The organism is Caballeronia udeis, assembly GCF_001544555.2.
Taxonomy (GTDB): Bacteria; Pseudomonadota; Gammaproteobacteria; order Burkholderiales; family Burkholderiaceae; genus Caballeronia; species Caballeronia udeis.
This window is the reverse complement of record NZ_FCOK02000054.1, coordinates 13,937-28,017: the sequence shown is the minus strand read 5'-3', so window position 1 is coordinate 28,017 and position 14,081 is coordinate 13,937. Positions and strand designations below refer to the sequence as shown.

Below are 14,081 nucleotides of genomic sequence, written 5' to 3'. Positions count from 1 at the left end.
CCATTGTTACGCGATGAACGGTCAACGCGCCCTGTACAGATACGCAATGATGAATCGGGCCAGTAGCGCCAATTCAATGCGCTCATGCGCGACTGCCTTGCATGCTGCTCTTGAGACACTCCAGCCGGTCAATGATCTCTTTGGGCAGGCGCCTTGCCCGCGCGATGTCCACCGCATCGCGGCCCGCGGAATCCGCTATAGCCGGGTTCGCGCCCGCTTTGATGAGGAGGTCGAGTGTCTTGAGCCGCTTAAGCCGGGCGGCATAGAAAATGGGTGTCTCACCATGCGCTCTGAGATTGAGATCAGGCTGGGATTTGAGAAGCGCGCGACATAGAACATCGTCGTCGCGCCATACTGCCGCCCAAAGTGAATAGCTGGCGTTCGCGCCGCGTTGCAAAAGGAATTTGACCAGAGGCAGGTTCTCCCCTCGGGCGACTGCATACCATAGCGGCGTTGCCCGAAAATCCCCTTCGTCCTCGTTCATGGGCACTTCGCGTTCAAGCTCCGCACCGGCTTCGAGAAGGGTGGTCACGGTGCTGATCCCGTTCGGTTCGCGGAGTTGGGGACTACTCCCAGGCTTGACCGCGCAAGCACGATGCAGGGCGGTACGTCCCTGCGGATCGGTGACCCCGGCCAACTCCGGCGCCGAGGCCAGCGCCGCTTCGATCGAAGCGGCGTCCCACAGGCTGGCAGCGGTAAACAGTGATGTTCTGGAAGGCTTGGCCATCTCCGAATCCCGTATGCGACTGGCGCAAACATGACGCGCTGTATTTCCAGCAGAAGTGACTCGAGTCGTGACCCCGGTCGTGATCCTCGCTACTCTTTACGAAGCCTTCATTCCTCCCGCAGCAAACCCCGTTTGCGCAACATCGGCTGGGCGCGCGGATCACGTCCGCGAAATGCCTGGAACGCCGAGCGTTGTTCGCGGCTGTCGCCTGCGCTGTACACATACCGCTGCAGTTTGTCTGCCAGCGCGGAATCGAATGCGTTGCCGGCTTCTTCGAATGCATCGAATGCGTCGGCTTCGAGGACCTCGGCCCACATGTAGACGTAATACCCGGCCGCGTAATAAGCGCCGCTGAAGATATGGCCGAAGTGGGGCAACCGGTGGCGCATGCCCACCTCGCGCGGTACGCCGATACGCTCCCGCTCCGTCGCCTCGAAGCGGGCGATGTCGATACCCGCAGGTTCCCTCTGCAGATGCAGCGCCATATCGATCAAAGCCGACGACGTGTAGGCCACCGTCTCAAACCCCTGGTTGAAGGTCTGTGAGGCCCTTATCCGCTCGATCAGTTCAGCCGGAATAGGCTCGCCAGTCGTCACGTGAAGGGCATGCTTCGCAAGCACTTCCGGCACGGTGGCCCAGTTCTCCATCAACTGCGAAGGGAGCTCCACATAGTCTTGCGGGACGTTGGTACCCGACAGACGGCCGTAGTTCACATCAGAGAGCAAGCCATGCAGGCCGTGGCCGAATTCATGAAACAGCGTGCGCACGTCGTCGAAACTGAGCAGCGTCGGACCGTTGTCAGTGCGGGCAAAATTGTTGTTGTTCACCACGATCGGCGTCACCTTGCCGCCATTGCGTGTTTGCCTGCGATAGATGTGCATCCACGCGCCGCCCTGTTTGTTGGGCCGGGCATAGTTGTCGCCGAGGAAGATACCCACCTGTTCACCACCGCGGCGCACCTCCCACAGGCGAACGTCCGGGTGATACAGCGGCACGCCGGTTTGCTCGCTGGTTTGCTCGACAAACTGCAAACCAAACAAGCGTCCCGCGCAATCGAACATGGCGGCCAGCATCGCGTCCAGGCTGAAGTACGGTTTCACTTGTGCATCGTCGAGTGCATAGCGGGCGACCCGTACTTTTTCGGCCAGGTAATACCAGTCCCAAGGTTCGATCGATGTGGGTTCACCCAGTACGGCAGCTTGCTCCGCCAACGCCTGCCGCTCCTGCCCGGCGCTGGCCTTCGCCGGCTCCCATACCTGGCTAAGCAGTGCGTGAACCGCGGAGGCGTTGCCGGCCATGCGATCGGCGAGTGCGTAGTCGGCGAAGTTCTCGTAGCCTAACAAACGCGCCTGCTCCTGCCGCAGCATCAGTATTTCGCGAGCGAGCGGCCGGTTGTCGCGTGCCGGGTTTTCTCCACGGCTGGTCCACGCGCGCCATGCGGTCTCGCGCAGATCCCGACGGGTCGACCATGTGAGGAAGGGCTGCACCAGCGAACGCGAAAGCGTGATCACGTAGCCCTCCACACCGCGTTCCCTGGCGGCGCTCTGTGCCGACTCACGCAGAAAATCGGGCAAGCCGCCCAAGTCCGCTTCGGAGACCAGCGGCAACTGGTAGGTGGATTCGTCGGCGAGTATGTTCTGCGCGAACTGCGTCTGCAGCTCAGCAAGCCGCGTGGCGATGGCCGCGAAACGCTCGCGTGCAGCCCCTTGCAACGTGGCGCCCGTACGAACGAAATCAGTATGCAGGCGTTGCAGCAAGCGCTGCTGCTCCTCGCTGAGATCCAGCATGTCGGCTTGCTGGTGGACAGCGTCGAGCCTGGCAAAGAAACCGGCGTGCATCGCCACCTTGCTGTCGTAGGCCGCCAGCAGCGGCGCCATTTCGCGCTGCACCGCCTGCAACGCGGGTGGCGACTCGGAGGAGCACAGGTTTTCGAACGTCAGCCTGACACGATCAAGCCGGGCGCCGGCTGCATCGAACGCGGCTACGGTATTGTCGAATGTCGGCGCGGCCGGGTTTTCAGCCAGTGCATCGATTTCCGCCAGATGCCGCTCGAAGAGCACCGCGAAGGCGGGCGCGAAGTGTTCGCACCGGAGCTGCTGGAACGGCGGCAACTGATACGGCGTGTGCCAGTCCTGTAGCAGCGGGTTACCGTTGTCGGTCATGTCGATCCGCCTCGCGCGGTAGGGATGGTCGGGAAGTGAACATGATATGACATTGCCGATGAACGTTTTCGGCGCGGTCAGCCCGGCGCTTTGGAGGCCCAGGCTGCACGCCTGCTTCAAAAGTTGGATGATTGACCGTGGGGCATCATTCATGTTCACCTGGGATGCTCAGCGAGAATCTGCTTCAGGAACCGTTATCGGGTTGCCAATCACCTCGTGCTGCATTCTAATGCTCCGTTGCACCATTGCCGGGAGGCCGGCGCCGTCAAGATAATTGCGTTGTGTACGCTATTTATCCTGCGGTTTTCGCGGCCAGTTTGTTCGTGTATTTTTTTGATTCAGTAAACTGAAGAATGCCAAGTGAATATTGAAACGAAGCCTGGTTTCAAAGGGGTGCACCGGGCGATATCACCCGGCATGCTTCACGCATGAGAAATGAAAATAACAGGTGTACGCTCTTTTTGACTGTGTAATCTAAAGCAATTGATCCTCTCTCTATCCTGGTCCGGAGTAACCAATGAAGTCATTCATCACGCGTGCGGTCACGTCGTTTAGTGTGTCACTGCTCCTCGCAGCCGCTCCCGGGCGATTCAACGTCGCGCATGCTGATGAAATCTCGGTAACGCAATGGGGCAGCAGTTTATATGGGCTTCCGTATGCAGTCGCCATGCATGACGGACTCTTCAAGAAGGCGGGCGTCGACATCACCGGCATCCTCAGCTCCGGCGGCGGAGGCACGACCGTTCGCAATATTCTCGCCAGTAAGACACCCTACGGCGAAGTGGCTGTTTCGGCGGCGCTCGCGGCTCAGCGCCAGGGACTCGACCTCGTTATCGTGAATGTGGGGACACGCAGTGTCGCCGAGGCCTCGATGGTGACCATGCCCAACTCCGACGTCAAAAATGTAGGCGACCTCGCCGGCAAGAAGGTCGCCATTACATCGCCGAAAGGGGTATCTGAAATGTTGCTGCTGATGGTCCTCAAGGAAAAGGGCATAGACGCGAGCAAGGTCACGCGGATCGCATCGGGCGGGTATGTCAACGGCTTGACGCTGCTGGAGCAGGGTGGCGTGTCAGGAGCCGTATTGATCGAACCTCTTTCAATCATTCGCAACACTAAGTACCGCACGGTCTATCGCGCCGGCGATATCCTCCAGCCCATGACCACCTCGGTTGGCATCACTACCCGCGAGTTTGCAAAAGAACATCCTGATACCTTGCGTGCGATCATCGCCGGACGGCGCGCGGGTGTCGATGCGACCTACGCCAATCCAGCCGCCGCGGCAGCATTGCTGCAGGAGAGTTTCAAACTGACGCCTGAAGTGGCAAAGACAGCAGTGGACAACATGGTCAAGTCGCACATGTGGAGCACCGGCGAGTTCGATCGTACAGAACTCGATCGCATGACAGACGGTCTCAAGCTGATCGGCGAACTCAACGGTAACGTGGATTGGCCCAAGCTTGTTGACACAAGTTTCCTTCCCGCAGACTTGAAGGCCAAAGGAAAACTATGACCGCGGCGAACACATCCTTGAACCGGTCGGCGCCACTCAGGGTCCTGGACACGTTGCCATCGCAGACGCCTGAGGAGGTGCATGCGACGCTCACCGGCGTTACGCGGCATTTCACGAAGAATGGTTCCAAGGAACTTTTTCATGCGCTGGGCCCGATCGACCTGACCCTGATAAAGGGTGAATTCTTCTCGGTGGTCGGGCCCTCGGGCTGCGGCAAGTCCACCTTGCTCGACGCACTCGCGGGCCTGTCCGAACCGAGCAGCGGAACCGTCATGTTCGAGGGACGCCCGGTCAAGGGCGTACCGGATGGCGTGGGCGTCGTCTTTCAGGAAGACGCGTCGTTCCCCTGGCTGAATGTGCGCGACAACATTTCGTTCGGGTTACGCATGGCGGGCATGGACGGCGCCGAAATCAAGCGCAGGACCGACTACGCGATGGGCTTCATGGGCCTGAAGGATTTCGCGGGCGCTTATCCGGCGCAATTGTCGGGGGGCATGCGCCAGCGCGTGTGCATCGCCCGTACGCTTGTAACGCAACCGAGACTGATCCTGCTCGATGAACCCTTTGGCGCACTCGACCAGCAAACGCGGCTGCTCATGGGAGACGAATTGCTGCGGCTGTGGCGCGAGACTTCCGCCACCGTTCTGCTGATTACGCACGCGCTCGACGAAGCCGCGATGCTGTCCGATCGTGTCGGCGTGATGTCGGCACGCCCCGGTTTGTTTATCGACGTTGTGGAAACGGGTTGGAACCGGTCGCGCGACAGCCGCATTGTCTCAACGCCGCGTTTTGGCGAAGTCAACGCACGGTTGTGGGAAAAGCTGCGCGTTGAATCTATGAAGGTGATGGGCACGGCCGCCGCCGCGCACTAACCAACCGGAACTCAACGTGAAGACCGAGAACATTTTGCGGGCGGTGGTGGTCATCAGCTTCATCGCGCTGATCGAAGTGCTATGCCGCCTGGGCGTCATCCCGGCGAGCGTGCTGCTGGCCCCTTCGGCAATGGTGACGCACGGTGTCGAGTTGCTGCGCGCAGGCAAGTTCAATCACGACATAGGGATCAGCCTCCTGGAGATCGTGACGGCATCAGTCGTCTCGGTACTGCTGGGCTTTGTTGCCGGTTTGAGTATTCATGCGTTACCGCGGATGCGTCGGGCGCTTGAGCCCCTGTTGTCCAGCTACTACGCGGTGCCTACGTTCATATTTTATCCGGTGTTCATCGTGGTGCTGGGCGTGGGCCCGCTGCCGATCATCGCCATCGCGGTATTGCTCGCCGTGGTGACCATGATTACCGCGACCCTTGACGGCCTCGATCGCATTCCCCGTGCGCTTCACAAAAGCGGGCTGGTCATGCGCCTGCCGGCATGGCGCTCGGCTTTTTTCATCAAACTGCCCGCCGCGCTCCCGTATCTTTTCACGGGGGTAAAGCTGGCGGTGGCGTATTCGTTCATCGGCGTGATTGCGTCTGAATTCATCTTGTCCGGATCGGGCGTTGGGTATGCGATCGGCTACGCCTATAACAACTTCCAGAACGACGACATGTACTCGCTGATGTTGCTGATCCTGATTACCGTGACCCTGGTGAACATGGTGCTGAATCGCATCGATCACCGGTTCCAGTCCCGCCGTCAGCGCTAATCAAACCTCACGCCTCATGCCATCCGCCGGAGCGCCCATGAAACATACCTACGACCCGTTGATTGTTGCAGTGGTCATTGTTGCTTGCTGGCAAGTGCTGCATCTGACGGTTGGGGACGGTTCGCTGTCCTCGCCCTGGTCGACGCTGACCGAACTCGCGCATATGCTTGGCACTCAAGCCTTCTGGTCCAATGCAAGCGAGACCGCAAAGGCGCTTGGGCTGGCGCTCATTATTGCGCTCGCGGGAGGCATTCTGCTGGGTGTGGTGCTCGGCGTGAACCGCATGTCCGGCGTTGTCGCCGAGCCGATTTTGCTGAACCTCTATTCGCTGCCGAAAGTGACGCTTTACCCGCTGGTGCTACTCGTGTTTGGTCTTGGACTGTCGGCCAAGGTCGCGTTCGGCGTCATGCACGGATTGATCCCCATTTTGATGTTCACCATGAATGCGATCCGCCAGATGCGGCCGGTGTATCTGCGCACGTCGCGGACAATGCGCCTGCCGCTGCATCGAACGATCCTGCATGTGGTGCTGCCCGCTGTGTTCCCCGAGATTGTCTCGGGACTGCGCCTGGGATTCTCCCTGACGCTGCTGGGTGTGCTGATTGGTGAAATGTTCGCGTCACAGCGTGGGCTTGGCTACATGCTCACCAGCGCAATGAACCTTGGCGATATTCGCACCATCATGGCCGTCGCGTTGTTCCTTACCTTGTTTGCGCTGCTGTGCAACGGCCTGCTGTTGATGGCGAACCGCCGTCTGCATCATGGTTAACTGTCATGATTCATCGTCATCATTGAGGTTGACCATGATGTACAAGGTCCTCCCGACGGGACCCACGCTTTGCGTTTTCCACTCGACTGTTTATGCCGCGCCCGGAACAGGTGATCGGGCACGAAACAGCGAGTGCTACTCTGGATAAGTGACGATGCAAACTATCATTGTGTCGAGTTGGCAAGAGTTCATGGACCTGACCATTGAACTCGATGGTTGGGCGTTTCGGGGTCAGCAAGACGCCCGATGGCAATTGCAAAGCTCGTTATCGCGCTACCTGTCCGCGTTCGTTCCGGACCGCTCGGCGTGGCGCATTCAGGAACAGCGCGCCATTCGCATCTTCAGGCGCAAGGCGCACAACTATCTTTCCGATGTTCGCGCGCTGTCCGACGACCTGCGTTGCCTTGGCTTGATGCAGCATCACGGCGCACCAACCAGGCTGCTCGATTTCACCAAGTCGCCCTTTGTTGCCGCGTTCTTTGCGCTTGAGCGAGCGGTGTCCAACGCCGCTGTTTTTGCAGTCAATACGCCGGCACTGTGGACGGATCGCGCCGTTCCCGTTTCGGCGCCGCATCTGGTGCGCGAGATGATCGACCCGCGTCTGGCCGGGAACTTCGAAAAGTTTTATCTCAGCGACGAAAACCCGGTGATGTGGTTCGGGGAGCCCGCCGAAATGGATCAGCGGCTGATTGCGCAAGCAGGCACCTTTGTGTTGCCCGGCCTGTTGCGCCAGCCGCTGGACATGATCCTCGATCAATACACCTGCAGTGACGAACTGCTGCGCAAGATCGTGTTGCCGTCGGATCTACGGGACGAAGCCATGCGTTCGCTCTACAGGATGAACATCACGAACGCATCGCTGTTCCCGGACCTTGAAGGACTCGCGCGTTCAATTGCGCTTGAACTGGAGATCGTATGGCCTGCAATCGCGCGACAGCACACTGTCAGGAATCCTCCTTAAATTACTCGTGGGCTCACGGGAATGCCGGGGTGGCACTTTCGTCTCAACGCGCGCGCTCTGACGTTCTGCCCGATAGATAAAACCGAACGATTAATATAGAAAGCATTTCGTAATATTGCATCCTTGCAATGCATTGTGAACGACTGCGGGAACGCCATTAACCGCCCGCGTCGTAGCTCTAAAGTTTGAGCCGAGCACATTATATTTTTCGATAGATATTATGATTTGTTTGATAATTCGCTAATACCATTTATGATCCGGTCAACCTGTATCTCGCGCCGGCTGTGCGCTGAAAAGTGCCCTGGAGTAGAAGCAGCCGGCAAGCGAGGCACGTCGGCATGGTGAGTGCCACGCGCACGGCGGGCGCCTGAGCGCGACGTTTAATATCTGCGTTTTCACACGTTTCACACGATGTTGCGTAAGCATGCTGCAGTTGTGGTTTGAACCCAAACAATGCGTAGCGTGGAGACGAGAACACATGCCCCATGCTTGGCGCTCCCAAGCAAAACAAGAATTCCCCGCTGATCATCGGCCCAATGGCACAACTAATCGAGCTTCGCCAATCCAGCGACCTGAAAATATGCTTGGGGCGACGTGCGCCTCAATCGATCATTAAGTGTTTATCAGCTTATTCATCAGACAATATAACCAACACTCTTCAAGTGCTGCGCGACAGCAATTTAATGGATTCCAGCGGCCGTCTTCACGCAAAGACTGGTCTTTTGCGGAAATCCCGCTGCATCTAAAAATGCTGGACTCCCGCCGCACAGGCGGGGGCTTTCATCTTTCCGCACCGAAATGAACAATGATAAAACTCGATAAAGTTTCGATGTTTCTTGTGACCACCAGCGTGTTTCTAAGCGCATGCGGAGGCGGCGGAGGGGGCAGCGACGCCTCCAGCGCATCGGGTCAACCCAATGGCGTTTCCGGCTCGGCAAGTAGTCCGTCTGCCGCCAGCTCGCCGGCCAGCAGCGCAAGCAGCCCTGCCGCGGCTTCAAGTTCCTCAGGCGCTGCAACGGGGTCATCCAGTCCCGCGTCGGCGGCTAGCAGCCCGGCGGCATCAACGCCCGCTCAAACCTCGTCAGCCGGTTCGAGCACGTCGATGCCGGGCGCCATTGTCATGCCCCTGGAAGTGATGAGTGCCAGCAGCGGCAAGATCATCAGTGCAACGCTTAGTGTTCCAAACGGCGCGTCGGCTAAAGTCCTGACCATGCAGGTCAACAATCTGTCGTACGACGCTAAGGGGTCCATTCAGATAAATGGCGGAAACTGGATTGATCTGACCAATGCGAACGTCACGGTGCTGGGCAATGCAAAATTGTACGGCGGCATAGGAGGGGGCTACGACACAATCAGCTTGAATGTGCCCGTCTCCGGTGCGGTCAATGGCAGCAACGTGGTTAACTTCCGGTTCAACACAACGGATGGCGTCAGTTCCGGATACAGGGTTTTGTCGTTCAACCTGCAGGATGGCTCCGGGCAAAATTTAATCCCGGCCAGTGCTTTCACTCAAGACGATCCTACCCAATGGACTGCGCCACTTCCCGGAGCCAGTGACATCAGTGCAGGCCAGACACTGTGGCAAAGCGCCACGTTGATAGATTCCCCAATCAACGCGGGTCAGCAACTTAAGGCTCACTGCATGGACTGTCATTCCGCCAGCGGCAGTGACTTGTTCAAATTCAATTTTTCGAATAATTCGATTGTTGTGCGAAGCGAATATCACGGGTTGACTCAAAACCAGGGTCTGCAAATCGCCAGCTATATCCGGAGCCTGGCGAACCGGTACCCCACGCCGGGTCCCAAGTGCAGACCGTGGAACCCGCCTTATCAGCCGGGGCCGGGGTTGGACAGCGCTCCCGTGAGCGACTGGACATGCGGCGCCGGAATTGACGCGGTATCCGAGAATGACCTGGACACGCTTGCCGCGATCTTTCCGAGCGGGATAAATAAAGCCGCCATAGCGACCAAAGGTCAGATCAACATTCGCGAAATACCCATCGGTTTTCAGTTGCCAGACTGGAATCACTGGGTTTCGCACATTCATCCCAAGGACGCGTGGGGCGACTATTTCACCAACAGCAACTTGAACAAGTTATATGCGGGTGAGGGTACGGGGAACGGAACATACAATATGAAAACGCAGCTTGCGACGGGCGGGACGCCTTACGCGCAAGGCAAGACGGGCGATATTTTCAACGATCTCTATTACTGGGGAGTCGCGCTCGGCGAAAACTTCGCCCCACCCAATGCGGGGGTGTCAGGAAGCTATACCATTCCTCAACAAGAAAATCTCTATGGGACGGTGCAGTGGCAGCTTGTGAAGTCCTGGGAACTGGCCCAGGACTACTCCCTGGAAGTCAATTGCCCGGTCGCATGGGTCAATGAGGAGCAAGCTCCCAAGGCTGAAGCACGAGGCTGGTGCGGATATTGGCGGTTCATATTCAATGCCTCCCCGCAAATACAGAATTTTCCGGTTGCCAACAGCATGTTCGGTAGTCCCGTTGCCCATTACGTGAAGGCAAATCAATGGTACTACCTGCAGATTTTGCTGAACCCTGGATCGGGAGCTCACAACGTTCATTTGCCGACCGACTGGCAATATGCGTATGGCCTGCTTAACAACCTCTATCAGAGCAGCGGCAGACCCGAGCCGATCAGGAATTTCCTGTATGTCCTGAAGGGCGCCCAGGAAATGGATAACGGCGTAGGGGTCACCAACGTCGACCGTGGCTGGACCATTCGGGATTCCAGCCCCCTGGATGTGTGGAACGGCGGACAGACCGGCGTTTGGAAAGGCACCAGCCTCGCGACGGAGCAGGCGATTGTCGGTGCATTCCTGTCGAACTGGATGGATACGACTACAAGCTTCGGCATCAACACGTGGCAACGTGAGGGCCAGCCGAACGCTGTACCCGGTGAAACGACCTGCTACTGGAGCATGAGGAGCTTATGCGAGATCGGCTATGTCCACGGAACGCTGTCCGGCGGCACGGTCGAAAACTTCCCCACCTGGACGTGGAACCAGATCCCTCTGATGCAAGGCGAGGGAATCGACAAGGTGCAGGTGAACCGGCTGGCGACGTGGCTGAACACTGCCTATCCGAGCGGCAATTACCTGAGCCTGCTGCAGAACTGACTAGCCGCTGCGCGTCAGGTTTGAGGCTCGCGCGGCAAGACACGCGCAGGATGCCCGATCAGTTCTATCGGGCATCCTGCGGCATTGTCGTGCAGCGGCCATTGGCGAAAGGGCGCGTGTCCGGCAGTGCGCTTGACGAATCCGATCTGGGAGTTGCCAGGAATACGGTCAGGATGACGAACAGGCCTCCGGCTGGTTAGCCGGAGGCAATAAGCTATTCATGGAGCGCTATTTGAAAGGAGAGGATTGCGATGTAATCTCCGCAGGGACGAATTCTTGTCTGTACATTCCCCGGCTCTCCGATGGTCCCTTTGCGGCCGTTTGAGGCGTCTGTTGTTCAACGTAAGACCATAGCTGTTCCGCAGCTCGACCTCTCTGCTTGCCGGAACGGTACAGACGTATTTCCAGTTCGGTAGTCCACGCGTCAGAGCTTGCCCGGACAAGCGTGCCGTCGCTCAATTCCTTGGCAATGCAGCTCTCGGGCAGCCAGCCGATACCGTGACCAGCCACCACCATACCTTTCAAGGCTTCGGACATGTGGGTCTCGAAGCATCTGTACAGGGCGTACGGCTCGGTTGCATTCAGCAACAGCATTTCGACCACGTTCCCGAGGAACGCTCCGGACGAATAAGCCAGCAGAGGCAGGGGTTTGCTGCTTTTTCCAGGTAGCTCGAATAACGGTTTACCGTTGCTGCCCGCGGCAGAGACCGGCAGAACCCGCTCGACACCCAAGGTAAGGAACGGAAAGAGATTGGGGTCCAGTCCAATGGGAAGGTGCGGATGGTGGTAGCCCATCAGCAGGTCGCTGTCACCGGCGAGGAGATGTTGCACGCCTTCTGGGACATTGACCGCCTGGACCCGGGCCATGATGTCGCCGAACTTGCCATTAAGCCGCTTGAGCCAGTCCGGGAAAAGCGTGAACACCAGCGTGTGAGCAACCGAAAAATGAATCACATGATCACTGTCGGCAAACTGTTCATAACCGCCCACCATATTACGGGCAGCATACATACTCTTCAAAATGTCCGTTGCCAGGCTGCGGAATATCCGGCCCGCGGGCGTGAGCGAGATCGGGTTGACGCTGCGGTCCACCAGTTTCGTGCCCATCCAGGTCTCGAGGGCGACAATGCGCCGGCTAAATGCCGACTGCGTTAAATCCCGGTTGCGGGCTGACCGGGAAAAGCTTTTTGTCTCCGCAAGACTGAGGAAATCTTCCAGCCATTTCGCTTCCATAGTCATCGCTCTTTTAAGGACGTCGACCGCTGCCATGGGTCAATGAGTTTCTCTAGCGTGCCACAGGTCGACTAACTGCCAATATCTATTTTCGAATGGCGTTAGTCGAAAATTGCATAGGCATTGCACCCGCCAATTTGGCACCCTAATTTGGGGCTTCCCTGGCTAAGTCCCCATGTCGCCCGGCATGTCGATCAGGGTCTACGTCACTTGATAGCGTTTGCAAGACTGAGCCGGGAGGCTTTGGACAGGCACGACCATACCGCCAAAGCTCAGCGCCAGTCTGTCAAATTTTGAAAACCGTTCTTGAGCAGGAGATGATTATGGCTACAGCACCCGATCAATCATCGGTTCAAACGCCTGGTGAGTTGGATAAGCAAAGCTGGCTGGAATCCCATGAAGCGGGATACCACAAGACTTTAGGTAATCGTCAGGTTCAGATGATTGCAATCGGCGGCGCCATTGGCACCGGACTATTCTTGGGCGCGGGCGCGCGTTTGCAAATAGCCGGTCCGGCCCTGGCGCTGGTCTATCTGGTGTGCGGTGTCTTCTCATTCCTGATCCTGCGCGCTCTGGGCGAACTGGTCATGCACCGGCCGAGCAGCGGCAGCTTTGTCTCGTACGCGCGTGAGTTCCTGGGGGAGAAGGCGTCGTTTGTCGCCGGCTGGATGTACTTCCTCAACTGGGCAATGACCGGCATTGTCGACATCACCGCGGTCGCGCTGTACATGCATTATTGGGCGGCATTCAGCGCCGTTCCCCAATGGTTGTTCGCATTCCTTGCCTTATGTATTGTCGCCACGATGAACCTGATCGGCGTGAAATGGTTCGCCGAAATGGAGTTCTGGTTCGCCTTGATCAAGGTGGCGGCAATCTCGCTGTTCCTGCTGATCGGCGTCGCCATCCTGGGCACGGGTACACCCGTTGCCGGACACGCAACGGGCTCTCATCTGATCACGGAGAACGGCGGCCTGTTCCCGCACGGCCTGATGGCTGCGTTGGTCCTCGTTCAGGGTGTGGTGTTCGCATTTGCGGGGGTGGAACTGGTCGGCACGGCCGCGGGCGAATGCAAGGATGCCCGCAAGGTGCTGCCGCGTGCGATCAACAGCGTGATCTGGCGTATCGCGCTCTTTTACGTGGGATCCGTGGTCCTTCTCGTTTGCTTGCTGCCCTGGAGCGCCTACAAGGCGGGGCAGAGCCCGTTCGTCACGTTCTTTGGCGCGCTTGGCGTGCCTGGCGTCGGCTCGGTGATGAACATCGTGGTGCTCTCGGCGGCGCTGTCGAGCCTCAACTCGGGACTGTACTCGACCGGACGCGTATTGCGCGCACTGTCAATGGGCGGCTCCGCGCCGCACTTCCTCTCGCGCATGAGTTCGCAATCGGTTCCGTACGCCGGCATCCTGGTGACGGTGGCGATCTACATCCTGGGCGTGGTGCTCAACTATCTCGTTCCGTCGAGCGTGTTTGAGATCGTGCTCAATGTGGCGTCGCTTGGCATTCTCAGCACCTGGGGGTTCATCGTCGTCTGCCAGATGAAGTTGCGCCAGGCGGTGGCCCGCGGTGAAGCCGCGCCCGCTACCTTCAAGATGCCCGGCGCGCCGGTGACGTCCTGGCTGACACTGGCGTTTCTCCTGGGCGTACTGGTGTTGATGGCATTCGACTACCCGAACGGAACGTGGACTGTTGCGTCGATTCCCGTGGTGGTCCTGCTGCTGGTAGCCGGGTGGTACGGGGTGCGCCGCCGCGCACTGACCATGATGAAACCGACGATCCCGTCGGTCACCCTGACCCAGAGCATTCTCGAGGACAACCCGCGCTAGAGGCAGAGGCATGGCCGCGATCGCGGCGCCCAGATGCGCTGCGGCCGCGTGCTTTCCGATCGCGCCGGCTGATCTTCAGGCCACGCGAGCCCCCTCCAATCCAACAAAAACCGCGGAGA

10 protein-coding genes are annotated in these 14,081 nt (G+C 58.5%); 7 read left to right on the top strand and 3 right to left on the bottom strand.

The genetic code is table 11. From position 1 onward, the window contains the following. Window positions 1-82: 82 nt before the first annotated feature. Complete coding sequence (locus AWB69_RS30245; RefSeq protein ID WP_062090504.1) at window positions 83-727, bottom strand: ankyrin repeat domain-containing protein; 645 nt, start codon at window positions 725-727, stop codon at window positions 83-85. 107 nt (window positions 728-834) lie between these two features. Continuing rightward, on the bottom strand, window positions 835-2,889 hold the full coding sequence (locus AWB69_RS30240; RefSeq protein WP_062090534.1) for a M3 family metallopeptidase: 2,055 nt from the start codon (window positions 2,887-2,889) through the stop codon (window positions 835-837). A 517-nt stretch (window positions 2,890-3,406) separates the two neighbouring features. Here AWB69_RS30240 and AWB69_RS30235 point away from each other — a divergent pair. The 6 genes from AWB69_RS30235 (at window position 3,407) to AWB69_RS30210 (ending at window position 10,909) form a co-directional block, all read left to right on the top strand. Beyond that, on the top strand, window positions 3,407-4,402 hold the full coding sequence (locus AWB69_RS30235; RefSeq protein ID WP_062090503.1) for an ABC transporter substrate-binding protein: 996 nt from the start codon (window positions 3,407-3,409) through the stop codon (window positions 4,400-4,402). Continuing rightward, window positions 4,399-5,274, top strand: coding sequence for an ABC transporter ATP-binding protein (locus AWB69_RS30230; protein ID WP_062090502.1), 876 nt, complete (start codon window positions 4,399-4,401; stop codon window positions 5,272-5,274). The genes AWB69_RS30235 and AWB69_RS30230 overlap by 4 nt, the downstream gene beginning before the upstream one ends. Before the next feature lie 16 nt (window positions 5,275-5,290). Further along, window positions 5,291-6,040, top strand: coding sequence for an ABC transporter permease (locus AWB69_RS30225; protein WP_062090501.1), 750 nt, complete (start codon window positions 5,291-5,293; stop codon window positions 6,038-6,040). A gap of 37 nt (window positions 6,041-6,077) precedes the next feature. Then, entirely contained in the window at window positions 6,078-6,809 is a 732-nt protein-coding gene (locus tag AWB69_RS30220; RefSeq protein ID WP_062090500.1) for an ABC transporter permease, read from the top strand. A 154-nt stretch (window positions 6,810-6,963) separates the two neighbouring features. Continuing rightward, complete coding sequence (locus AWB69_RS30215) at window positions 6,964-7,770, top strand: FRG domain-containing protein (RefSeq protein WP_062090499.1); 807 nt, start codon at window positions 6,964-6,966, stop codon at window positions 7,768-7,770. Window positions 7,771-8,872: 1,102 nt separating this feature from the next. Next, complete coding sequence (locus AWB69_RS30210) at window positions 8,873-10,909, top strand: hypothetical protein (protein WP_062090498.1); 2,037 nt, start codon at window positions 8,873-8,875, stop codon at window positions 10,907-10,909. A 228-nt stretch (window positions 10,910-11,137) separates the two neighbouring features. On the opposite strand, the gene AWB69_RS30205 is transcribed toward AWB69_RS30210, so the two are convergent. Next, complete coding sequence (locus AWB69_RS30205) at window positions 11,138-12,142, bottom strand: LysR substrate-binding domain-containing protein (RefSeq protein WP_082913650.1); 1,005 nt, start codon at window positions 12,140-12,142, stop codon at window positions 11,138-11,140. Between the two features lie 323 nt (window positions 12,143-12,465). On the opposite strand from AWB69_RS30205, the gene ansP reads away from it, so the two are divergent. Continuing rightward, on the top strand, window positions 12,466-13,962 hold the full coding sequence (gene ansP, locus AWB69_RS30200; RefSeq protein WP_062090497.1) for an L-asparagine permease: 1,497 nt from the start codon (window positions 12,466-12,468) through the stop codon (window positions 13,960-13,962). Window positions 13,963-14,081 lie beyond the last annotated feature (119 nt).

What these genes read in the sequence shown, in the direction of transcription:
- AWB69_RS30245 (WP_062090504.1), bottom strand. Translation starts at nt 727, where the DNA reads ATGGCCAAGCCTTCCAGAACATCACTGTTTACCGCTGCCAGCCTGTGG.
- AWB69_RS30240 (WP_062090534.1), bottom strand. Translation starts at nt 2,889, where the DNA reads ATGACCGACAACGGTAACCCGCTGCTACAGGACTGGCACACGCCGTAT.
- AWB69_RS30235 (WP_062090503.1), top strand. Translation starts at nt 3,407, where the DNA reads ATGAAGTCATTCATCACGCGTGCGGTCACGTCGTTTAGTGTGTCACTG.
- AWB69_RS30230 (WP_062090502.1), top strand. Translation starts at nt 4,399, where the DNA reads ATGACCGCGGCGAACACATCCTTGAACCGGTCGGCGCCACTCAGGGTC.
- AWB69_RS30220 (WP_062090500.1), top strand. Translation starts at nt 6,078, where the DNA reads ATGAAACATACCTACGACCCGTTGATTGTTGCAGTGGTCATTGTTGCT.
- AWB69_RS30215 (WP_062090499.1), top strand. Translation starts at nt 6,964, where the DNA reads ATGCAAACTATCATTGTGTCGAGTTGGCAAGAGTTCATGGACCTGACC.
- AWB69_RS30210 (WP_062090498.1), top strand. Translation starts at nt 8,873, where the DNA reads ATGCCGGGCGCCATTGTCATGCCCCTGGAAGTGATGAGTGCCAGCAGC.
- AWB69_RS30205 (WP_082913650.1), bottom strand. Translation starts at nt 12,142, where the DNA reads ATGGAAGCGAAATGGCTGGAAGATTTCCTCAGTCTTGCGGAGACAAAA.
- ansP (WP_062090497.1), top strand. Translation starts at nt 12,466, where the DNA reads ATGGCTACAGCACCCGATCAATCATCGGTTCAAACGCCTGGTGAGTTG.